General features: G+C 43.9%; 23 protein-coding genes. 13 read left to right on the top strand and 10 right to left on the bottom strand.

The window, feature by feature from the left end; all coding sequences use genetic code 11:
* The first annotated feature begins 50 nt into the window (after nucleotides 1-50).
* From INR79_RS24840 to INR79_RS24830, 3 genes are all read left to right on the top strand, one after another.
* Complete coding sequence (locus INR79_RS24840; protein ID WP_004409047.1) at nucleotides 51-413, top strand: hypothetical protein; 363 nt, start codon at nucleotides 51-53, stop codon at nucleotides 411-413.
* Between the two features lie 381 nt (nucleotides 414-794).
* Complete coding sequence (locus INR79_RS24835) at nucleotides 795-1,799, top strand: response regulator (RefSeq protein ID WP_004409046.1); 1,005 nt, start codon at nucleotides 795-797, stop codon at nucleotides 1,797-1,799.
* Complete coding sequence (locus INR79_RS24830; RefSeq protein WP_004409044.1) at nucleotides 1,799-2,242, top strand: PAS domain-containing protein; 444 nt, start codon at nucleotides 1,799-1,801, stop codon at nucleotides 2,240-2,242. The genes INR79_RS24835 and INR79_RS24830 overlap by 1 nt, the downstream gene beginning before the upstream one ends.
* Before the next feature lie 65 nt (nucleotides 2,243-2,307).
* On the opposite strand, the gene INR79_RS24825 is transcribed toward INR79_RS24830, so the two are convergent.
* Entirely contained in the window at nucleotides 2,308-3,303 is a 996-nt protein-coding gene (locus INR79_RS24825) for a 2-hydroxyacid dehydrogenase (protein WP_223097425.1), read from the bottom strand.
* A gap of 486 nt (nucleotides 3,304-3,789) precedes the next feature.
* Between INR79_RS24825 and INR79_RS24820 the strand changes: the two genes are divergently transcribed.
* On the top strand, nucleotides 3,790-4,833 hold the full coding sequence (locus INR79_RS24820) for a GMP reductase (RefSeq protein ID WP_223097424.1): 1,044 nt from the start codon (nucleotides 3,790-3,792) through the stop codon (nucleotides 4,831-4,833).
* Between the two features lie 70 nt (nucleotides 4,834-4,903).
* Here INR79_RS24820 and INR79_RS24815 read toward each other — a convergent pair whose 3' ends face one another.
* On the bottom strand, nucleotides 4,904-5,410 hold the full coding sequence (locus INR79_RS24815) for a hypothetical protein (protein WP_223097423.1): 507 nt from the start codon (nucleotides 5,408-5,410) through the stop codon (nucleotides 4,904-4,906).
* Nucleotides 5,376-5,738 (bottom strand): hypothetical protein, encoded by a 363-nt coding sequence (locus tag INR79_RS24810; RefSeq protein WP_022606891.1) that lies wholly within the window; start codon nucleotides 5,736-5,738, stop codon nucleotides 5,376-5,378. The genes INR79_RS24815 and INR79_RS24810 overlap by 35 nt, the downstream gene beginning before the upstream one ends.
* A 302-nt stretch (nucleotides 5,739-6,040) precedes the next feature.
* Here INR79_RS24810 and INR79_RS24805 point away from each other — a divergent pair, with 302 nt between their 5' ends.
* From INR79_RS24805 to INR79_RS24795, 3 genes are all read left to right on the top strand, one after another.
* Entirely contained in the window at nucleotides 6,041-6,499 is a 459-nt protein-coding gene (locus INR79_RS24805) for a Fur family transcriptional regulator (protein WP_223097422.1), read from the top strand.
* Between the two features lie 90 nt (nucleotides 6,500-6,589).
* A complete protein-coding gene (locus INR79_RS24800) occupies nucleotides 6,590-7,924 on the top strand; it encodes a dihydroorotase (protein ID WP_223097421.1) in 1,335 nt (444 codons plus the stop codon).
* A gap of 102 nt (nucleotides 7,925-8,026) precedes the next feature.
* Nucleotides 8,027-9,028: a CobW family GTP-binding protein gene (locus tag INR79_RS24795; protein WP_223097420.1), complete on the top strand. Its 1,002-nt coding sequence runs from the start codon at nucleotides 8,027-8,029 to the stop codon at nucleotides 9,026-9,028.
* Between the two features lie 66 nt (nucleotides 9,029-9,094).
* Here the strand turns inward: INR79_RS24795 and INR79_RS24790 are convergent, their stop codons facing one another.
* Nucleotides 9,095-9,967 carry an aspartoacylase gene (locus INR79_RS24790; RefSeq protein ID WP_223097419.1) on the bottom strand — a complete coding sequence of 291 codons (873 nt, stop codon included), beginning with the start codon at nucleotides 9,965-9,967 and terminating at the stop codon, nucleotides 9,095-9,097.
* A gap of 247 nt (nucleotides 9,968-10,214) precedes the next feature.
* Here INR79_RS24790 and INR79_RS24785 point away from each other — a divergent pair, with 247 nt between their 5' ends.
* Nucleotides 10,215-11,033 (top strand): alpha/beta fold hydrolase, encoded by an 819-nt coding sequence (locus INR79_RS24785; RefSeq protein WP_262415425.1) that lies wholly within the window; start codon nucleotides 10,215-10,217, stop codon nucleotides 11,031-11,033.
* Between the two features lie 111 nt (nucleotides 11,034-11,144).
* Here INR79_RS24785 and INR79_RS24780 read toward each other — a convergent pair whose 3' ends face one another.
* The gene (locus tag INR79_RS24780; protein ID WP_004409029.1) at nucleotides 11,145-11,597 is read right to left on the bottom strand and encodes a hypothetical protein; all 453 of its coding nucleotides are present in this window, start codon (nucleotides 11,595-11,597) and stop codon (nucleotides 11,145-11,147) included.
* 397 nt (nucleotides 11,598-11,994) lie between these two features.
* On the opposite strand from INR79_RS24780, the gene INR79_RS24775 reads away from it, so the two are divergent.
* Nucleotides 11,995-12,798: a Cof-type HAD-IIB family hydrolase gene (locus INR79_RS24775; protein ID WP_223097417.1), complete on the top strand. Its 804-nt coding sequence runs from the start codon at nucleotides 11,995-11,997 to the stop codon at nucleotides 12,796-12,798.
* Between the two features lie 54 nt (nucleotides 12,799-12,852).
* A complete protein-coding gene (locus tag INR79_RS24770) occupies nucleotides 12,853-13,341 on the top strand; it encodes a GNAT family N-acetyltransferase (RefSeq protein ID WP_223097415.1) in 489 nt (162 codons plus the stop codon).
* A 47-nt stretch (nucleotides 13,342-13,388) separates the two neighbouring features.
* Here INR79_RS24770 and INR79_RS24765 read toward each other — a convergent pair whose 3' ends face one another.
* Nucleotides 13,389-13,844 carry a MarR family winged helix-turn-helix transcriptional regulator gene (locus tag INR79_RS24765; protein ID WP_262415424.1) on the bottom strand — a complete coding sequence of 152 codons (456 nt, stop codon included), beginning with the start codon at nucleotides 13,842-13,844 and terminating at the stop codon, nucleotides 13,389-13,391.
* A 90-nt stretch (nucleotides 13,845-13,934) separates the two neighbouring features.
* On the opposite strand from INR79_RS24765, the gene INR79_RS24760 reads away from it, so the two are divergent.
* Nucleotides 13,935-15,083 carry an Acg family FMN-binding oxidoreductase gene (locus tag INR79_RS24760; RefSeq protein ID WP_223097413.1) on the top strand — a complete coding sequence of 383 codons (1,149 nt, stop codon included), beginning with the start codon at nucleotides 13,935-13,937 and terminating at the stop codon, nucleotides 15,081-15,083.
* A 57-nt stretch (nucleotides 15,084-15,140) separates the two neighbouring features.
* On the opposite strand, the gene INR79_RS24755 is transcribed toward INR79_RS24760, so the two are convergent.
* A complete protein-coding gene (locus INR79_RS24755) occupies nucleotides 15,141-15,401 on the bottom strand; it encodes a hypothetical protein (RefSeq protein WP_223097411.1) in 261 nt (86 codons plus the stop codon).
* A gap of 410 nt (nucleotides 15,402-15,811) precedes the next feature.
* Here INR79_RS24755 and INR79_RS24750 point away from each other — a divergent pair, with 410 nt between their 5' ends.
* Nucleotides 15,812-16,384 (top strand): tetratricopeptide repeat protein, encoded by a 573-nt coding sequence (locus tag INR79_RS24750; RefSeq protein WP_045964428.1) that lies wholly within the window; start codon nucleotides 15,812-15,814, stop codon nucleotides 16,382-16,384.
* Between the two features lie 71 nt (nucleotides 16,385-16,455).
* On the opposite strand, the gene INR79_RS24745 is transcribed toward INR79_RS24750, so the two are convergent.
* On the bottom strand, nucleotides 16,456-16,806 hold the full coding sequence (locus INR79_RS24745; protein WP_223100310.1) for a 4a-hydroxytetrahydrobiopterin dehydratase: 351 nt from the start codon (nucleotides 16,804-16,806) through the stop codon (nucleotides 16,456-16,458).
* Between the two features lie 11 nt (nucleotides 16,807-16,817).
* A complete protein-coding gene (gene phhA / locus INR79_RS24740) occupies nucleotides 16,818-17,603 on the bottom strand; it encodes a phenylalanine 4-monooxygenase (protein WP_223097409.1) in 786 nt (261 codons plus the stop codon).
* A 363-nt stretch (nucleotides 17,604-17,966) separates the two neighbouring features.
* On the opposite strand from phhA, the gene INR79_RS24735 reads away from it, so the two are divergent.
* Entirely contained in the window at nucleotides 17,967-18,593 is a 627-nt protein-coding gene (locus INR79_RS24735) for an outer membrane beta-barrel protein (protein ID WP_004409012.1), read from the top strand.
* Nucleotides 18,594-18,630: 37 nt separating this feature from the next.
* Here the strand turns inward: INR79_RS24735 and INR79_RS24730 are convergent, their stop codons facing one another.
* On the bottom strand, nucleotides 18,631-20,220 hold the full coding sequence (locus INR79_RS24730; RefSeq protein ID WP_022561490.1) for a putative bifunctional diguanylate cyclase/phosphodiesterase: 1,590 nt from the start codon (nucleotides 20,218-20,220) through the stop codon (nucleotides 18,631-18,633).
* Nucleotides 20,221-20,298 lie beyond the last annotated feature (78 nt).

The raw sequence follows: 20,298 nt of genomic DNA, 5'->3' as shown, positions 1-20,298 counted from the left end.
ATTTTGAATATGAAAGGACGCATTCTCTTTATTTAAGTGAAGGTGAATATATGAAACTGATTTTAATAATGCTCGCTTCGATTTCTGCAGGTGTTGCTTCTGCGGATCATTTTCATTCTTTCATGTTGGGTCTGGCGGTATCAGCGCTAGCAGTAGGCAGCTGCTACTGGTTCTCTTTCCGTAGCTCTCGCTTCCCGGCATTCGCTGTTTTCCTACTATTGTGCGGCATGCTTTCAAAGCTCACGATTACCGTCGTTGGTGTTATGGTCGGTGTGAATAAAGGCTTAATGACATCGCCACTGGTGTTTGCATTAACTTACCTTTATTTCTCTTTAGTCATCACTTATCTGTGGTTCAGCTATCGCCAGAGTATCACCAAGAAGCCGGGTCAGATTGCAGAAGCAGAAGCTTAACTTGCAAAAACGGTAAAAAAGAATTTTTTGAAGAAGCCTTCCCAAGTGGAAGGCTTTTTTGTGCTCACTATTTGGCTCACATTGTGTGGATGGTATGCAACATGTGATGAAATTGTTCAAAAAGCGAGCCAGCGGTGCAAATAGCATAAAATACGCTTATTAATTAATCAGTTACACAATATGCCGTTCCTTACGCCATTTATATCCTATATTGTATATAGAAGTGGTGGGAATCTTGCGCTGATTTAATCTTTAGATGTGTTAAAGTTCACCATTCTGTTTAAAGATACCCAAGTGATAATTTATCGAAAAACGTAATATGTTCTGGGTATTAGCAATTATTTTTAAGTATGCTTTTCATACGCGACCTATGGTGAATTAATGTCATTTCCTATATTGATCTGTGACGACTCCGCGCTAGCCCGTAAACAGATGGCACGTTCACTACCTGCTTCTTTAGGAGCAGATATAACCTTTGCTGTCCATGGATTAGACGCATTAGAACAACTTCAAACGCGTGAATTCAAACTTATGTTCCTAGACCTGACGATGCCTGAGCTGGATGGATACGGCACGTTAGAAGAAATCGGGAAACGTGGAATCGATATTAAAGTGGTGGTGGTATCGGGGGATATTCAGCCAAAAGCTAAAGAGAAAGTCATGTCTTTGGGGGCGAAAGCCTTCATTCAAAAGCCCATCAATAAAGATGCTTTGAAAGATGTGCTTAAAAGCCTTATTGAGCCGCCCACACAACCTCAAACCTATATGCCTTCGCCTGTTGAGTTACCAGTACTCAAAAGGCGTGATATTTACATGGAAGTGGCTAACGTCGCCATTGGTCGGGCAGCCGATGCGCTTGCTCGTCATTTTGATGTATTCGTTCATCTCCCTTTACCTAACGTCAACATTTTTGAAGTGAGCGAACTGCACATGGCGCTTAGGGATCTTGCTGATAACGATCAGGTATCCGGTGTCTGTCAGGGTTTCAGTGGGGAAGGTATTGCAGGCGAAGCTTTAGTTCTGCTGAGTGATTCTTCCGTCAGCGATATTAATAAACTGATGCAGGTACCGGCCGACAACGAGCACGAAGAGCTCGAACTCCTGATGGACGTATCCAATATATTGGTGGGCTCTTTCCTGAATGGACTGGGCGAGCAGTCAGAAGTGCGCTTTTTCCAGAGTTCACCTGTTCTGTTAGGGCAACACATTCCTATTGATTCTATTATTCAGAGCACAGCGGGTGCTTTTACTAAAACCATGACCTTCGAAGTAAGCTACAACATAGACGGCACCAATATTAAGTGTGACCTGCTGTTTATGTTTGTGGACGAATCTCTTCCTTTGTTGGATAACAAACTGGCGTACTTGATGGAGGATGAGTTGTAATGCTGAATCTACCTGCAGAATTTGAACAGTTCCACTGGATGGTGGACATGGTACAGAATGTCGAAATGGGCTTGGTGGTGTTGGATGAGAACTACAACATTCAGGTCTGGAACGGCTTTATGACCCATCACAGCGGAAAACAGGCACACGAAGCAATAGGCAAGTCCCTGTTTGAAGTGTTCCCGGAAATTCCGAAAGAATGGTTTGTGTTGAAAGCCAAACCCGTATACAACTTGGGTTGCCGCAGTTTTATTACCTGGCGTCAGCGCCCGTACCTGTTCCGTTGCCGCAATGTACGCCCAATTACCCAGCAAGCTGAGTTCATGTATCAGAACATCACTCTGAACCCGATGCGTACGCCGACTGGTCAGGTGAAATCCATGTTCCTGTCCATACAGGATGCAACCGCTGAAGCCGTAATCGCAGGCGTAGCAGAAAGCTAACTTGTCTTCATTAAAGAAAGAAGCCCAGCAATTTTAACTGCTGGGCTTTTTGATTTTCCAGAAAACTAAGCCTTTACTTCGTTCTGGCTGCTGCCAGCATTGAGCACATCCGACACGCTTTGCAGAGTTACAGAGGCGATGCTTCTTAATGCATCATCGGTTAAGAACGCCTGATGACCCGTAAAGACGACGTTATGGCATGCCGATAGGCGGCGGAATACGTCGTCGACGATCACGTCGTTTGATTTGTCCTGGAAGAATAGCTCTTTCTCGTTGTCGTACACATCCAGACCCAAAGAACCAATCTTGCCAGATTTCAATGCTTCAATCGCGGCAGCAGAATCCAGAAGATCTCCACGGCTGGTGTTTACAATCATCACACCATCTTTCATTTTCGAGAAAGCATCGGCGTTGAGCATGTTACGATTTTCAGGAGTAGAAGGGCAATGCAGGCTGATCACGTCAGCGTGTTTGTACACTTCTTCCAATTCCGTGTATTTCACACCCAAATCAATAGCCGCAGGGTTTTGATACGGGTCGTAACACAAAATCTCCATGCCCAGACCTTTCAGAATTCGCATGGTGGCGAGACCAATCTTGCCCGAGCCAACAATACCAGCGGTTTTACCGTGGAAGTTAAAACCGACCAAGCCTTCAAGGGAAAAGTTAGCATCGCGAGTGCGCTGGTATGCCTTGTGGTAACGGCGATTCAAGCACAACATCATGCCCACGGCATGTTCGGCAATGGATTCAGGTGAATACGCAGGAACGCGTACGACTTTTAAGCCAAGGGTTTCAGCAGCTTGCAAATCTACACGGTCGAAACCCGCGCATCGCATCGCTACTACTTTAACGCCTGTGTCTGCGAGTTGTTGTAGAACCGGGGCAGACAAATCGTCGTTTACAAATGCGCATACAACATCACAGCCCGAAGCCAAACGTGCGGTTTGCTCGGTTAATCGAAAATCATGAAACTCGAATTGATACGAATAACGTTCGTTTTCTTGGTTAAAACTGCGTTCGTCATAAGACTTGGAACTGAAAAATGCGATCTTAAGCATGACTATACTCCTCGTTATAGAGTTAGTTATTAGTATAAGTGAGTACCCTGGACTTGCCTGATGCATCAAAAAGCGGGGTACTTACGTATACTCACACGGTGCGAACATGCTGATTGCGTTATTAATACGCTCGTTCAAAACAAAAATAAACCCCAAATTTACTGAGCGTTAACTGTTTGTTATTAAAGAAAATAATAGAGATTGATGAGGTGATTTCTAAATAAAATTAGGAAGATAAACCAGAAAATGGAAAGGTTTCAGATATGAATTCTTCGGTAAGGTAACACAAAAAAATTACAAATATTAGTCTTGTCAGGAATCTTTTAGTGCCTATAATGCTGAAAACCGGAGCGTCTGCCAACGCTCCGGTTTTTTTGTGTCCGAAAAACGTGAAACTCTTCTGCCAAAGAGATTCGCGTCTGAAAGGCGGCCTGCCAGCCAACTTTCTACGGGCATGCAATACATAGCTAAAGGAAATTGCATACCATGCGTATCGAACATGAACTCAAGTTAGGTTTTAAAGATGTCCTGTTTCGCCCGAAACGTTCAACCCTAAAAAGCCGTTCCCAAGTAAATTTAACCCGCGAGTTTACCTTCAAGCACAGTAGTCGTCAATGGTCTGGTGTCCCTGTGATCGCTGCCAATATGGATTCTGTCGGCACCTTTGAAATGGCGCAAGCTCTGGCTGCCAATGGAGTCATGACCGCTGTTCACAAACACTACTCTGTGGAAGATTGGGCTGAGTTTGTTAAATCTGCCGACAAAAACGTGCTCAACAACCTAATGGTGAGCACAGGCACGTCCGACGCCGACTTCCAGAAAACGAAAGACATTCTTGCCTTAAGCGATGAGCTTATCTTCATTTGTATCGACATTGCCAATGGATACTCGGAGCACCTGTGCGAATACGTATCTAAAGTGCGTGCCGCATTCCCTGATAAAGTCATTTCCGCAGGTAACGTCGTGACTGGCGACATGACCGAAGAACTAATCTTAGCGGGTGCCGACATTGTAAAAGTAGGTATAGGCCCGGGCAGTGTGTGCACCACACGAGTGAAAACAGGTGTTGGTTACCCACAGCTTTCCGCCATTATCGAATGTGGCGATGCAGCGCACGGTTTAGGCGGCACTATCATTGGTGACGGCGGTTGTACTTGTGTTGGCGACGTATCCAAAGCCTTCGGTGGTGGTGCCGATTTTGTCATGCTAGGCGGCATGCTGGCGGGTCACGAAGAATCGGGCGGCGACCTAGTTGAGAAAGACGGTAAAACGTTTATGAAGTTCTACGGCATGTCTTCACAATCTGCTATGGATAAGCACTCAGGTGGTGTTGCTAAGTACCGTGCAGCTGAAGGTAAAACCGTATTGCTTCCATTCCGCGGTCCGGTTGAAAACACCATCCAAGATATTCTTGGCGGTGTGCGCTCAACCTGTACCTACGTAGGCGCCGCTAAGCTAAAAGAACTGACTAAGCGCACCACCTTTATCCGAGTACAAGAACAAGAAAACAACGTATACGGGAAAGAGTAACTAAGCTTTTATACGATAGCTAAGGCAGGGAATCTACCCTGCCTTATTTCTATGTTGAGGTGAAATGTGCTTATCGATAAAGAGTAAGCAAACTCATACCATTAAATGGTTGGTCAAATGGAGCCTCTTTACTAAGCGCAATCACTTTATCAAAATCTATATGAGCTACTGCCTCGAGCTCCGAGTGTGAAGCATAGAGGCGCCTTAATATCAACCAGTCTTTCATAACCGATTGATCTCCAGTATTTGATGTGTACTGAACTACAGAATCTGAATAGCTTTTCAACTCCAGCGCATAACATCGTTCGTCCGCGATTTTAGTGAGCATGATGATGACCTCACCTCTATCTTTCTTCGATAAACCGTTAAACCACTTGTTTGTAATTTCGGTTTTATCAAATGACTCCTTTCGATCTTTATTGCAAAGAGCAATTTTATTGTTCAACACGCTATAATTTTCTTTAACTTGTTCTTTAAGGTACATCTCATAAGAGGTAGCTGAGATTGATGAGCTCAGGACGACTGAGATACCAGTAAACCACTTAAAGAGCGTTATAAACACATGTCCAAAATTCATATTCTTTTCCTGTAGAGCGGTGTGCTGTTTTCATAGCGATAGTCTCAAGTTGTTTGCGGCGTACATCACTAATGCCTTTTGTCGCTTGTGCAAACTGCTCCCAATCAAATTTGGTGATATTTCTAGCAGCTTTTGGAACTGACATCCCTTTATTAGCAAAGATTTCAAACAGAGGGACTACCATCATTATTTTTTCAAGCCAAGAAGCCATTTTAATCACTTCATTCATTTCTGCTATCGCATCAACTGTTCTCGCGCTTGGCTTAAAACCATTGATGTTGCAGAAATCACCTTTAACGTTTGAGACTGGCATATTCTTATAGTTCATATGAGATTTAAAGCTTAAGGCTAGCAGAGTGACGATCTATAAAAGATGACTTTCTCGAAGAAATTTGACTCTGATTCAATGTAGGCAAGTTTTCGCCAGAAACACATGATTTGTTATTGGTTGCATATTGTTTTTCAATTCCTTCGATTTGGGGATCGATACAAAATGCATATCAGGCTATAGAGATTCCTTTCATAAACTGGCTTATGCAATAGCGCTTTTACATTTGTTTTCGATTATGGGTTTTTGTTTGAAATGTTATGTTATAACATTGTGCGCGAAAGCAATGGATAATCGACAAAATGAAAAATATTAATGCAATTATCGAACACGTAGAGCAGGGCTGTAAGGCGAATGGAAAGCAGCTAACAGCAAAGCGAGAATTGGTGCTTCGCGCTCTGGTTCACTCTAACCGGGCGTTGTCTGCTTATGAGTTAGTGGATTACTGCAAAGAACAGTTCAACCAGATCATTCCGGCTATGTCGGTCTACCGTATCTTAGAGTTTCTGGAAGGTGAGCACTTGGCTCATAAGATTCAGGTCTCGAACAAGTACATTGCGTGTTCTCATATTCTGCGCGACTGCGAACACGGCGTTTCTCAGTTTTTCATTTGCTCTAAATGCGAAAAAATCACCGAACATACCATAGACCCTGAAGTGATCGTCGGTCTTCAATCTACTGCTCGCAAAGAGGGTTTTACAGTAGTCAGCCCCCAACTAGAGATTAGCTGTGTGTGTGACGAGTGCGCAAAGCAATCTTAATCTATTCGTTTATGCAGCAGTGGTAATGCACACCACCTACCAATTTGAATTTATTTTAAGCCCCACCATTAAAGGAGATGTCGAAACGCTATGTCAGCAACGCTAATCAAGAATGCCCGCGTGGTAAATGAAGGAACCATCATAGAAACGGATTTGCGGATCGTCGATCAGCGAATTGAAAAAATAGAAGCCGACATAACGGCGCACCCTTCCGATAACGTCGTCGACGCAAAGGGGGCATATCTGCTTCCCGGAATGATTGATGATCAGGTTCACTTTCGCGAGCCGGGGTTAACTCATAAAGGGTCGATTGCAACGGAATCCCGCGCTGCTGTGGCGGGTGGTATCACCAGTTACATGGAAATGCCAAACGTTAGTCCAGCGACCACAACCATTGAAGCATTAGAAAAGAAATACGCGATTGCTGCTCAAAACTCGGTGGCGAACTATTCTTTTTACCTTGGAGCCACTGAAGACAATCTGGAACAGATTAAGCGCTTAGATCCTAAGAATCACTGTGGTGTAAAAGTGTTTATGGGCGCGTCGACAGGCGACTTGCTGGTTGAACATCCACAAGCTTTGGATGCTATTTTCCGTGATGCACCAGTATTAATTGTGACTCATTGTGAAAGTGGACCTGTGATCAGTAAAAACCGAGAGCAACTACTAAGTAAAAAGCCAGTTTTCACCATAGAAGATCACCCTGTTTTACGAGACGACGAAGCGTGCTTTGCATCTTCTTCTTATGCCGTAGATTTGGCGAAGAAATACCAAAGCCAGTTGCACGTTCTGCACATCACTACTGCTAAAGAGCTGGCGCTTTTCGAATCGGAACCAATTCAAAAGAAACACGTTACTGCTGAAGCATGTGTGCATCATTTATGGTTCAGTAATCAGGATTACGCCACGCTAGGTAACCAGATTAAATGTAACCCCGCCATTAAATACCAGAGTGATAGAGATGCGCTGATACAGGCTCTTCATACCAATCAAATCGACATCATTGCGACCGATCATGCCCCTCACACCTGGGAAGAGAAGCAGGTGGACTACAATCAGGCGCCAGCGGGATTACCTCTGGTTCAGCATGCTTTGCTTACGTTATTGGATCATGTGCATCACGGTCGAATGAATATCGAACAAGTGGTAGAGAAGACCGCGCATAACCCAGCCATTCGTTACGCGATTCAGGATCGTGGGTTTATCCGAGAGGGTTACTTCGCTGATTTGGTAATGGTTGATGCCCAAACTTCAACCAAGGTAACAAGCGAGAACATCCTATATCACTGCGAGTGGTCTCCGTTTAAGGGGCATGAATTCACATCACGGATTAAAAATACCTGGGTGAATGGTGGTTTGGTTTATGCCAACGATTCGTTGATTGATGTGCAATCGTCGGCGATGCGTATGTCATTTGAAAGGTAAGTGATCTATTCAGGCTGTACCGTTTAGTATAAAAACGGACTGCAAAAGAGGAGTGACTCGCTAGGTGATTTATCTGGCGAGTCAAAAGAAGGAGAGTGGCAAGTGAGCTCTGACAACATAGATAATTTGGGTGTGCCTACCAATATCATTACTGGATTTTTAGGCGTAGGTAAAACCTCTGCGATTCTCCATATGATGAAAAATAAGCCCAGTAACGAGCGCTGGGCGGTGCTGGTTAATGAGTTCGGAGAAATTGGTGTTGATGGCAGTTTGATTCAGGGTAACCACGATGAAAAACAGCAGGTTTTTATCCGTGAAGTTCCGGGTGGTTGTATGTGCTGTGCGGCTGGATTGCCAATGCAGATCGCACTGAATCAGTTGTTATCAGAAGCAAGACCAGATCGCCTTTTGATTGAACCGACTGGGCTTGGTCATCCAAAAGAAGTGCTTCAAGTGCTTTCGTCTGCACATTACCGCAAAGTGCTGTCGCTGCAGAAAAACATCACGCTGGTGGACGCGCGAAAACTGTCGGACTCGGTATATACTCAACACGATACGTTCAATCAGCAAATAGAGATTGCCGATACTGTGGTAGGTCACAAGTTGGACCTGTATCAGGGCGACGAAAAAGCAACGTTGGAAGAGTACGTCGCTAAGGTTGGGCGACCAAATACGCGAGTGATCTTTGCGCAGCATGGCGACATTCCTTTCGCTGAATTTGAAGGGGAGACGACTGTCCACTCGCAGCCTCCGCATCACCACCATCATGATCACAGTAAACCACTGGCGTCGGAGCTTCCGATACCAGAAAGCGGTGTACTGAAAGCAACAAACCAAGGGGAGGGCTTTCACAGTGTGGGGTGGCGCTTTTCTCCTGAGAAGATCTTTAATCGCGATACACTCTTAGCGCTGCTTGCTGGTCTTAATGTAGAGCGTATGAAAGCGGTATTCATCACAGAGAGCGGTATATTCGGATACAACATGACGTCGGATGGGCTGGCAGAAGCAGAGCTTGATGACTGTTATGAGAGCAGAATAGAGCTGATCTCGACTCAGGTTGATGAAAGCTTTGAATCTCAGCTTTTGGGCTGTGTTCACGGGTAGATAAATTAAGCATCTGCGAGTTAGATAATGATCGCAGATGCTTTTTAGTGCGGTTTTTATCTTGTTTTAACCCACCTTAACCTGCTTTTTCTTCGCTAATGCCATGGCAATATTGCTCTTGCAGTAAGCACTTTCATTAATAAAATGCGGGTACACATCATGCTTTCCTTCCCAAGAATAATCGCCCCCGGCGAATGTCGATAAGATAGGGTCTCCGGGTTTTACTGCTTCGAAATCTCTGCCGCAAATCGTTGGGTGAACGGTGGCAATGCGCATGCCGGTTTCATCGAGTGGAATTTTCACTTCTTCAAATAGATAGAAAGCGTCATAGTTGTTTAGGGCAGGAAGCCTGTTGAGGTTGTGATTTTCGACGAAATCCAGCACCGCCGTTAACATGGTTTTCATCAAATCCAGAGTGTCGGACTTCAGTGAGCCATGTGCCTGAGCACCAACTTCTATCATCACGCCATGCTGCCCAAGTGTGCATAGGTAAGGATGTTCATCCCACGATTGCTGAGATTCAAAAAGAATATAGGCATTGGGCATTCGCTGTTTAACGTAGGCTCCCATTTGTTGATAGAAGGGAGAATCAGCAAGCAGAATAAGCGTTGCACCCATATTGCTGGTGGTATTGTGCAAATCAATGACCAACTGATTGCTTTGCTCTGAGTATTTGTCTTTTAACTGCTTGGCTAAGTTTACCTCGTGGGAGTCTGGTTCTTCTTCTGGTGTGGTAGAGGAAAAGAGTCGGTTTAAATCGTGATCAACAAAGCGACAGTTCTGCTCCATTGAGAGCGGGTTTGCGATGATGGATTCGAACGAAAACGAATCCCGGCTTGCGGGATACAAGCCATCCTTAATCAGTTTATGAAGGTATATGCCAGAAAGTTCGTTGCCATGAGTACCTGAAACTAGAAGTACTTGGTTAACTTTGTCCATGAGGTAGAAATTCCATTCTGAATTGAGTCAAAAGCGGTGTGTGGTTCGCTGTAATGAGATGTTTGGTGAAATTACAAAATTTAGTGACGTTATATCATAACATTTATTGATGTGTGAATATTCACAGAAATCACAAAGCCTTGGATTAGAGAAACGTAACCCATTGCAACATTAGTTAATATTCTACTTTGCACATATTTGAGAAGATGTTTACATGTGTGCAGTTACGCAAAATCAAGGAGCGAAGATGAGTATTTGGAGTCTGTCTGACACCTTTAGTTTTCAAGGTCGGGATGTGAAGTATGGCATTCAGGGGGAAGGTGAACCTATGGTACTTGTTCACGGCACGCCTTGGTCTTCGTTTAATCTCAGACACTTGATACAAAAGCTTTCTACTCAATACCGAGTGCACTATTTCGATTTGTTAGGGTACGGTGAATCCGATAAAAGCGATGCTGATGTTTCACTTGGTATACAGAATCAGCTTCTGGATGCTTTGATTGAATACTGGCAACTGGACTCACCCTATATCGTAGGGCATGACTTTGGTGGCACGACGGTTCTTCGCAACCATCTTCTAGATCACCGAGACTATCGAAAAATAGCAGTTATCGACCCGGTAGCCTTGTCACCCTGGGGTTCACCGTTCTTTAAACATATCGAGCAACATGAAAGCGCATTTGCTGGCGTCCCGGACTATATTCACACCGCCATTGTTGAAGCCTATATAAAGACGGCGGCTTATCAACAATTGAGTGAAGAGGCCATTGAAGGAATACTTGCACCCTGGACAGGCGAACAAGGGAAAACCGCATTTTACCGACAAATAGCGCAAGCGGATTCAAAGTTTACCGACGAGTTTCAGGATAAGTTGGCAGACGCTAGGGCACCCGTTTTAGTTTTGTGGGGGCAAGAGGATCAGTGGATACCCTGTGATCAAGCATACACACTGCAAAGCAAAATCCCGGGGGCAAAACTTGTTACCGTGCCTGAAGCCGGGCACCTTGTGATTGAGGAAAACCCCTCAGTATTAGCAAAAGCCATTATGGAATTCTTTGAAAACTAAACGCGAGCTGGTGTGCAGCTCTACCGATTCACGCAAACAAAAAAGCAGTGCATTTCGCACTGCGTTTTTGTTTCAACTCTTACAAGCTATCAACCCAAACCTAATTCAAGGCTATTTGTAAAGGTGTTCAGCTTCTTTAAACATATTGGTGATTTCTCTTGTTCGGGCGATACCGCGTTTGTCCAAAATCCAGTCCTGAATGCCTTTATAAGCCTCGCGAAAGGTGCGGTTTTTGAGTTGCCAGTCGGTTGAGACTTGCTTGCCATCCACCGTAACTTGCGCCCGAAGTGCTTCGACGACTTCCTCTCCGTAGCGTCTTTTTCGTTTGCTTAAGCCCTTAACAGAGCCGTCGGCATGAAATATCTGGTTCACATCGAGCGAGAGCCGAATGTCTCTTACCCTTCGTTTTTCATTGAGCTGTTCTTGAAATGCGTAGGCAGACTTCTCAGCCTTCTTGGGCGAGTCGAATTTAGAAAAAGGGAAGTATTTTTGTACGTTAAGGACTTTGTCTTGAACTCTGTAGCCTTTCGGCGAAGTTTTAGTTGGGTAAAGCATGACCGTCATCGATGGAGTCTCTTTCTTAACACTCTATTTATTATGTCCAATCCGAGAATTGGTTAATTACAGGCGAAATGTGTGAGGTGAGAAGCTTGCTTCCATAAGCTCCTGACTACAACACGTTATACAGTTAAGTCTACACCATAATCAGGAAGTTCAAGTTAATGTTTGGTTAGTTGTTGTCAGGTGTTTAAAAAAAGGTAGTTTTTTATTAAACACAACAAGGGATTGGTTGGATGCGAAAAATGGCAAGCTTTTTTATTGAACCGTTTATCTGATTCTCATATCAATGTTAAAAGAAGTATTAAAAGTTCACGTTGGTAACGAATTGTGGCATTTTAGCTCTCCCTAAATTGTTTTTTGTCGCTAAAACTGGCGAATTTGTAAGTGGTTCGGAGTCGTTTTGGAAGAAAAAATTAAGTTTATTGCCAGTGATATGGATGGCACTTTGCTAGATAGCGCTAAGCAGCTACCCCAAGAATTTTACGATGTTTTTGACTCGCTAAAGCAAAGCGAAGTTTTGTTTGCTGCGGCATCCGGCAGGCAGTATTACAGTTTGCTGAGTATGTTTGAATCGGTTGCCGACGACATGATTTTCATTGCTGAAAATGGCGCGTTTGTAATGCATCAGGGCAAAGAGCTATACAGCTGTGTGATACCCAAAGACGAAGTGCACAGTATTATTCGCACGGTTCGTGATATTCCGAATTCTGATGTCGTTCTCTGTGGTAAAAATTCTGCCTATATCGAAACCGCTGAGTCGAGCAAATTCGAAGAGATTCAGAATTATTACCATCGAGTAGAATGCGTCGAAGACTTGCTTGAAGTGGATGATGAGTTCATCAAAATAGCGATCCTGAACTACGAAGGCACAGAAGAGCACGTTTACCCTGTGGTGGCTGAAAAGTTTGGGGATACTCATCAGGTCGTCGTTAGTGCGAAAATCTGGCTAGATTTTATGCACAAAGAAGCGTCTAAGGGAACGGCGATCAGGCACTTGCAAGGGTTGTTTGAATTTAACTTTGAACAAAGCATGAGTTTCGGTGATTACTTTAATGATGTGGAAATGCTTAAAGAGACTTACCACAGCTACGCGATGGAAAATGCCCACCCTGAGATCAAAAATCTCGCCCGTTTCACCGCTCCTCACCAAGATGAACAAGGCGTTCTAACCGTTATCAAAGAGAAAGTTCTGAACCAGAACTAGATATTTGATGCAGTGCGTAAGAGTGGTTTGGCTCAGAAGTAACGTAGGAGTGTAATGGAAGTTTCGCTCAAACAGATTGAAGAAAGTTCGCGCCATATTCTGGAGAACCTTTTTCCCTATTACATTTACGATATGTCTGAATTTATGGGTTGGAACCCAAATGAAGAAGGGCGCTTCACATACTCTTTTTCAAATTTTGATGTGTATTGGGAGCGCGAAGATCACACCCCTTTCTTCATTTATGTTGAGGATGAGTTAGCAGGCTTTGTATTGGTTCGAAAATACCCCAATAATCAATCCGTGTCTGATGTCGCTCAGTTCTTTGTATTGCGTAAATTTAAACGTATGGGCGTGGGCAAAAAGGCTTTGCATACTGTGGTCAATCGTTTCCCGGGGGACTGGCAAATTCGTGTGCTAATCGGTAATCACGGCGCGCTTAAATTCTGGCAATCCGCGGTGGAAAACTTAGTCGGCAACGCCTATTCGCTTTCCAAAGACGTAGATACCGACCTCGAAATGCACTTTATCCGGTTTCAGTTTTAAATATTCCAACTGCAGCCGTTACAGGCTGCGGTGTCTAACATTCATTCTTAAATATCTCTGTTGTTATCCAGCCACACTTTCAATTTGTTACTGTGGGATAGCATTTGACTCATGTCGTCCTCAGTCCAATCATCAAAACATTCGTTCATCATGGGCAGAAAGCTGCTAAATGCACTTTGAACTTTTGCGAGACCTTTCTCGTTAATTCTGACCCATTTTTTTCTGCCATCTTGTTCATCTTTTCGAATGTCGACCAATCCCATGTCGAACAATTTATTGACCACCTTTGTTATCCCAGGCTGGTTCATCTGCATCACCTGAGCAAGCTGACTAATGGTCTGCTCTCGATCTGGCTGATGAGAAAAGTGGTTGAGCAGATTGAACTGAGACTGGTTTAGCCCAAGTGGTGCTAAAGCCTTTCCAAGCCAAGAGTCTGTTAGCTGATTAATTATTCCCAACGAAATCATTATCTTAAATGACAAGTTCTGTTTTTCTGTCAACATTTTGATTAAAATCTCTTGATTAATATTCCATGGAATATATATTTATTCCGTGGAATGTATTTTAGCAAACTAGTCAGAAAGGGTATAGCAATGAACAGAAGAAACTTCATTAAAGTCTTAGGTGCAGGCGCAGTTGTTGTGGCCGCAGGTCCTGTCGTAGTGGGTCAGCTTTCCAGCACCACTGGCTCGTTGCTAAGACCTACTCAGACGTATTCTGATTTGAGAAAGACACTTATCAGCTATGCAATGCTCTGCCCAAACCCCCACAACACTCAACCTTGGAAAGTAGCGCTGGAGGGTGAAGACACCATTCTGCTTTACGTAGACAGCGAACGCTTGCTGCCTCAGACTGATCCAATCCACCGCCAGATTCACATTGGGCATGGCACATTTATTGAGAGCTTAATCGTCGCAGCTAGCCACTTTGCTACACGAGCGAACGTCACTTATTTTCCTGACGGGGAATACAACAATCAGGTACTAGAGAACAAGCCAGTGGCTAGAATACGGTTAGTTGCTGATTCTAATGTCAAGCCTGATCCGTTATTCAATCTGCTCGTTACCCGTCAGTCGAATAAAACGGTATTCGATGAACAAAAACTTTCGGAAACCGAACTTGAGCAGATACTTGATTCAGTCAAAGGGACTGAGTTCCAGCTCAAATTGATTCAAAGTGCGGAACAGAATGAAACCATGCGAAATTTTTTGAACAACGCTATGGTCATTGAAGAGCAAAATAGTCAACGCAGCCTTGAGACCATTAATATGTTTCGATTTAACGACGAAGAGTTAAAGCGTTATCGCGACGGATTTGGTCTTCCGCAGAACGGTGTTACTGGTGCCAAGCGTTGGATGGCTGAGCAGTTTTTTGTTTCGCGTGAGAGTGCACTAAAAGACCCGGCAGCTTTTGGAAAAGAGGGAGTGAAGTTGACAAAATCGGTGACAAAGAGCACCCGATACTTTGCAATACTGGTGAGTAAAGACAACCGACGTTTGACTCAATTAGAAGTAGGGCGACTTTACAACCGAATCAACTTGCTTACCGAGTCACTGGGCATTGCACAACATCCCATGAGCCAGATCTTACAAGAATATCAAGATATGTTGCCTTTACAGCGTGACTTCAAATCGTATTTCAATATTCCAGAAGCTCATACCGTGCAAATGCTTTTTCGCTTGGGGAAAGCTAAAAGAACTCCTGAATCACCGCGAAGAGAAGTCTCTGATATCTTGATTTAATGCTTGTACATACGGAGATAAAAATAGCGACCGAGCTGGGTCGCTATTCAATCTTGTTCAGGAAGTGATTCTTTGGCTGTGGTTTCTATCTGGCGGCGTGGGCAATCGGTCTGGAATACTGCCTTCGCCATAAATTATGATTTCTGCCTGTTGATGAACGTAATCCAACTCGCGTTGTTTTTCTCTAAGGCAGATTGCCTTTGTCGGACTATGAGGTGCATCGACGAGCGAACGAATTTCGTGTCGTAGCGCTACCGCACGGTTCATGAGTTCATCAAATTTTTCGTTTTGATTCGCCGGTTCTGACATTGTGTTCATGGTGAGCCCTTGTTCTATTTTTGGGTTCTTACTCTAACCATACCCTGTACGATCACCCTAGCTCTACTCAGGTGTGTTACCAAATGTGACTAAATTATAAACAACTCAATTATCGTGATGATTTGATTGTACTTTTGGCGATCAGGAAATTTGAAGATTTTTTGAGCTTCATCGTTCACGTGTATTTGTCAGAATTTCGAATATGAGTTCCAGTCACAAAGTGAGAATGAACATGTTGTTCGGTATGGATTTACAACGATTTCTAGCCAGTTAATTTTCTAAATTGCGATGAAAAATCACTCAACTTGCGAGAAGCTTGGCAATTTTGTGTAACGTTAAGAGTGTGTTTATCTATTCGTGACATACTCTCCACCCCTTACTGATAATTTTAGGCTTTGAGTGGTTTTCTCGTGTCCGATTCAGATTTCCCCAAAAACTTGTTTGCACCTCATTCTCAGGACAAGTCTCCTGAGTCGTCGATTGCCCAGTCAGAGGCGAAGAGGCGTAAGAAGCAGGCTCAACTACTGGACTCTGATTATCTGGACAAGCTTTCAGGTGCGTCTGATGATGAATACATCGGGCTTGCCGAAGAATACGCCTACAAGGGCTCTCCTGTTGCACAAGTAGCGTTAGGGGAGATAAAACTTCACGGTAATGGATTAGAGAAAAGCACCGCTGAGGCGATCTTTTGGCTTAAACGAGCTTTATCCAGTCAGAATGCCGATGCTGCACTAAAACTGCATACTGTTTACTCTCAGGGTTTAGGCGTCCGTCCTGACCCGATAAAAGCAAGAAGATACATCAAAATTGCTGCGGATTCTGGTTTGCCCAATGCTCTGTTTGTTTTCGCTCAAATGCTGATTGAAGGCGAAGGTGGTGATAAAGATGAAGATGCAGCAATTGAGTACATGTATCGTGCTGCTAAAAACGGCTACAAAGATGCCATTGTTTTTCTGTCTGAAAACGAACTGACTATTTTTTAAAGCGGTATAAAGTCTTTTAAGTCATATCATTAAAAAGGGTCGCGTTTGCGACCCTTTTTACTTTGCTTTGTCTAACTATTTTCTTTATGAATTTCGTCGGTTTTTGCCGCGCAGATAAAGTCATTGCGGTGCAGCCCTTTGAGGGAGTGACTCCACCATTGCACGGTTACTTTCCCCCATTCTGTTGTAAGGGCAGGGTGATGACCTTCGCTTTCTGCCATTTCTCCGACTAGATTGGTGAAAGCGAGCGCCTGTTTAAAGTTTTTGAATTTGTATATGCGCTCAAGCTGATTGATTCCATCGATTTCAATAAGGTTCCATTCAGGAATTTGTAGAAGTAACTGATCTGCCTCTTGCTTTTCAACTCTTGGTGCATCCATTCGGCAGGCTTCGCAACTCGATTCTGAAAGTGTTTCTGACATCATTATTCCTTTTAGCTTTCAAGTTCATACATAGGTTTGTGCAACCCAAGTGATTTTGCACGTTTCACCAACGACATGATATCGAGATCAGCCAGTTCAAAGAGCTGTTCGATGCCATCTAAATAAAAATATTTGGGTTGCATAATATCGATTCGGTAAGGTGTTCGCAGTACTTCAATAGGATCAAGTGGAGCGATCATGGGTTTTCCACTGTATACGTATTGGGTTTCGCCAGGGCTTGAGAGAATACCGCCGCCATAAATACTCAGACCGTTCTGGTTTTTTATCAGTCCAAACTCCACCGTGAACCAGTAAAGCCGAGCAAGAAACACCCGGTCTTCTTTCGACGCGTTCAATCCAAGCTTGCCGTACTTCTCTGTAAACGCTGCGAACGCGGGGTGGGTGAGCATTGCGCAATGACCGAATATTTCATGAAAAATGTCCGGTTCCTGGAGATATTCCATGTCTTCTTTTGTTCGGATAAAGGTGGCGACGGGAAAATGCTTGTTGGCTAGGAGCTCAAAAAAACGATCAAAACTGATTAATGCGGGAACTGCTTCGCATTGCCAGCCAGTTGCTGGTTTGAGTACAGCGTTAATTTCTTCCAGTTGTGGCAGCCGATCAGACGGGAGATTCAATTTATCAAGCCCGTCCATGTACTCGTCACAGGCTTTGTTCTGAATACAGCCTAACTGGCGTTCTACAAGCTGATGCCAAACGCTATTTTCTTCATCCGTCCATTGAATGATTCCGTTCTCATCTGCCGACTTTGAACGGTATTGGCTTTGCTTAGTCATAAGTCACCATTATGTTGCAAATATGTTGCATTTGTTATGGTAACTATCAATGAAATCTGATTTATCGTCTACAAAACAACCGATTTGTAAAAACATTAACCTGTAACAATATTTTTACAACTTGATGCGAAGGCGAGAAGTAATGGTTATTTGTGGCTAGGAAAGTGCGCCCTTTCACACTATGAAAATTCGGGCAATTTGTTTAACGATTAAAGGGAAATAATTCTATTGATATGTGTGTTATTTGTGTAGAATCTCGCGCGCTTAATCAATTGTGAGAATATCCCGATATTGTGAATGTTTTGGCTTGAACTCATTCGCGTTGATTCTCATGCAACACAATCAGATTAATTGGATTTCGTTTTGAAAAAACAGTTTGCCTTAGTTTTTGCGAGCGTTGCAGCTTTGTCTGCAGGTGTTAACGCAAAAGAGCGTCCAGAGACATATCACTTATTTACTGCCAAAGTTGGCGGATCCAGTTTCCAGTCTAAGGTCGCAGCCGTTGGGGATTACGAGTTAGCAGGTAGAGCGCTTTCTCTCGATTATTCTCGTATGACTTCATCATGGACGAAGAGTCAGAAACTGCATTTAGGTGTTTCTTTCTCGGGAGATATTCACTACAACTCGAAGAAAAAATCTGATACTTCAAAACTTTACGAAGTCGAAGAGATCAGTTCTCTAACGCTAAACTTAGCGCCAAAAGTGAGTTATTCACTGACGGAATGTGTCGAGATTTATGGTATTGCAGGTCTTTCATACGGTTTTGTTGAAGCTCTGGAATACAAAAAGACCAGTGTGGTTGATAAAGATTCAAAACCTCGTGCAAAAGGTGCGGGTTACGTTTGGTCGGTAGGGGCGTCCTACAAGCTGGATAACGATTTTGAATTTGGTGCTGAGCTGCGTGGCAACCATTTAACACTTAAGAAAGATGGTAAACAGGGCGATGCCGATCTGTACGGCATGTTTGTTACTATGGGTTACCAGTTCTAACTTTCCCTTTTTAGAATTCTAAAGAAAGCGCCGTCTATCAGATGGCGCTTTTTAGTTGATGCTGCTTCGTCCAGAATATGATGTCTTCGAGAGTCTGAGCTCTGCCGTTGATAAAGCCCTGAACATAGTCGCAGTTCGCCGTATCCAACAGTACCATCAACTCAGTTTCTTCAACCCCTTCCGCAATGACTGTGCAATTTAAACCATGAGCGAGTGAGATAGATGATTTCACAATCGCGTGGTCTGCTTCGCTTCGATGCATCCCAGACACAAAGGATTTATCAATTTTAATTTGATCAATGGGCAGTTCTCTCAGCAATGTAAGAGAGGAATAACCAGTACCAAAATCGTCGAGACTGATCTTAAAGCCAATTTCACGCAGAGCCTGAAGCACTTGCTTGGTATTTTTCAAATCTTTTAGCATGTTGCTTTCGGTGACTTCCAGCACAAGACGATTGGCGTTGAGCTGGTCACTTTTCACCAACTGTTCGAGGTTGTTAAACAGGGCGCGGCTATTGAGATCCTTAGCGGAAAGGTTGAGATGAATACTGGCATCAATGCCCGATTCGTGAAAAAGCTGCATATCAAGGATCACCTGATTCACAACCCAGTCGGTAATGTCCCTAATGATGTGGGATTGTTCTGCAATCGGAATAAACACCTCTGGTGAGATAAAGGTGCCATTGGCTTGCGGCCAACGTATTAACGCCTCATACCCGTAAAGGGAATTGTAGCGTGTGTTAACGATTGGCTGGTAGTGCAACTCGAATTCCTGATTGTGCAAAGCGGAAGTCAGTTGGCTGGAAATATCCAGTTGCTCTTTGGCTTTGTCCGCCAAATCGCTTGAATAGAAATAGAGACCACAACCGGAGTTTTTCGCTTCGTACATAGCGACATCTGCCTGTTTCAGGATCTGGTCTTTCTCGGTACTGTATTCCGGATAGATACTTACCCCGGTACTGATAGAAGCGATGATGCTGTATTCGCCAAGATTAAACGGGTGGCTCAATTCTTCAGTGATGACGGTATAAAGTTCTTCAATCGGTCTGCGCCCACCGGTTCTCAAAATAACGACAAATTCGTCCCCTCCGATGCGGGAAAAAAAAGCCTGTTTGGGCAGTATCATGCTGAGTCTTTGGGAAATTTGCCGTAGTAGCATGTCACCAAACTGGTGACCCATGGCGTCGTTGACGTACTTAAAATTATTCACGTCGAATAGCAGCACAGAAAATGGTGTTCTGCGCTCTATGCGCTTGTCCAATTGCTGCATGCAATAGTGGCGGTTGGGCAATTGGGTAAGGGAATCGTGCATGGCGTTGTAGCGTTCAAGCTGAGCTATGTCATCAATTTTCCCGATGCTTTTGAGCGAATAGTTAACCACCAGCGCTACGAACAGGCTCCCGCCGAACAAAATGGCAGACATGCCAAGCTCGACAAACGTAATTGTGCGAATACTGAGGAGGTAGAAGAGAAACAGGGAATAACCGATCATAAAAGCAATGATCAATGTGAGAAGAATTTGCCAGCCGATTTCATGGGTTTTTTGGCAAATCTGAACAGCAGGTTTGAGCCCTAAGCCCAAAAACACAATTCCCAGAAAGACCAATAAATCCGCAAATAGAATCACACTCATCCCTTAATTACAGCAGCCTGAAGGCATGACTCAATTGGGCTGCAGGCGCAATTGTTCTGGTCTCAGGCAATG

The organism is Vibrio sp. SCSIO 43132, from assembly GCF_019904195.1.
Taxonomy (GTDB): Bacteria; Pseudomonadota; Gammaproteobacteria; order Enterobacterales; family Vibrionaceae; genus Vibrio; species Vibrio nigripulchritudo.
This window is presented reverse-complemented; position numbering and strand designations above follow the sequence as displayed.

What these genes read in the sequence shown, in the direction of transcription:
- phhA (WP_223097409.1), bottom strand. Translation starts at nt 17,603, where the DNA reads ATGACTAAGCAAAGCCAATACCGTTCAAAGTCGGCAGATGAGAACGGA.
- INR79_RS24800 (WP_223097421.1), top strand. Translation starts at nt 6,590, where the DNA reads ATGTCAGCAACGCTAATCAAGAATGCCCGCGTGGTAAATGAAGGAACC.
- INR79_RS24805 (WP_223097422.1), top strand. Translation starts at nt 6,041, where the DNA reads ATGAAAAATATTAATGCAATTATCGAACACGTAGAGCAGGGCTGTAAG.
- INR79_RS24760 (WP_223097413.1), top strand. Translation starts at nt 13,935, where the DNA reads ATGAACAGAAGAAACTTCATTAAAGTCTTAGGTGCAGGCGCAGTTGTT.
- INR79_RS24755 (WP_223097411.1), bottom strand. Translation starts at nt 15,401, where the DNA reads ATGAACACAATGTCAGAACCGGCGAATCAAAACGAAAAATTTGATGAA.
- INR79_RS24815 (WP_223097423.1), bottom strand. Translation starts at nt 5,410, where the DNA reads ATGAATTTTGGACATGTGTTTATAACGCTCTTTAAGTGGTTTACTGGT.
- INR79_RS24770 (WP_223097415.1), top strand. Translation starts at nt 12,853, where the DNA reads ATGGAAGTTTCGCTCAAACAGATTGAAGAAAGTTCGCGCCATATTCTG.
- INR79_RS24745 (WP_223100310.1), bottom strand. Translation starts at nt 16,806, where the DNA reads ATGTCAGAAACACTTTCAGAATCGAGTTGCGAAGCCTGCCGAATGGAT.
- INR79_RS24785 (WP_262415425.1), top strand. Translation starts at nt 10,215, where the DNA reads ATGAGTATTTGGAGTCTGTCTGACACCTTTAGTTTTCAAGGTCGGGAT.
- INR79_RS24825 (WP_223097425.1), bottom strand. Translation starts at nt 3,303, where the DNA reads ATGCTTAAGATCGCATTTTTCAGTTCCAAGTCTTATGACGAACGCAGT.
- INR79_RS24810 (WP_022606891.1), bottom strand. Translation starts at nt 5,738, where the DNA reads ATGAACTATAAGAATATGCCAGTCTCAAACGTTAAAGGTGATTTCTGC.
- INR79_RS24790 (WP_223097419.1), bottom strand. Translation starts at nt 9,967, where the DNA reads ATGGACAAAGTTAACCAAGTACTTCTAGTTTCAGGTACTCATGGCAAC.
- INR79_RS24820 (WP_223097424.1), top strand. Translation starts at nt 3,790, where the DNA reads ATGCGTATCGAACATGAACTCAAGTTAGGTTTTAAAGATGTCCTGTTT.
- INR79_RS24780 (WP_004409029.1), bottom strand. Translation starts at nt 11,597, where the DNA reads ATGACGGTCATGCTTTACCCAACTAAAACTTCGCCGAAAGGCTACAGA.
- INR79_RS24830 (WP_004409044.1), top strand. Translation starts at nt 1,799, where the DNA reads ATGCTGAATCTACCTGCAGAATTTGAACAGTTCCACTGGATGGTGGAC.
- INR79_RS24835 (WP_004409046.1), top strand. Translation starts at nt 795, where the DNA reads ATGTCATTTCCTATATTGATCTGTGACGACTCCGCGCTAGCCCGTAAA.
- INR79_RS24765 (WP_262415424.1), bottom strand. Translation starts at nt 13,844, where the DNA reads ATGTTGACAGAAAAACAGAACTTGTCATTTAAGATAATGATTTCGTTG.
- INR79_RS24840 (WP_004409047.1), top strand. Translation starts at nt 51, where the DNA reads ATGAAACTGATTTTAATAATGCTCGCTTCGATTTCTGCAGGTGTTGCT.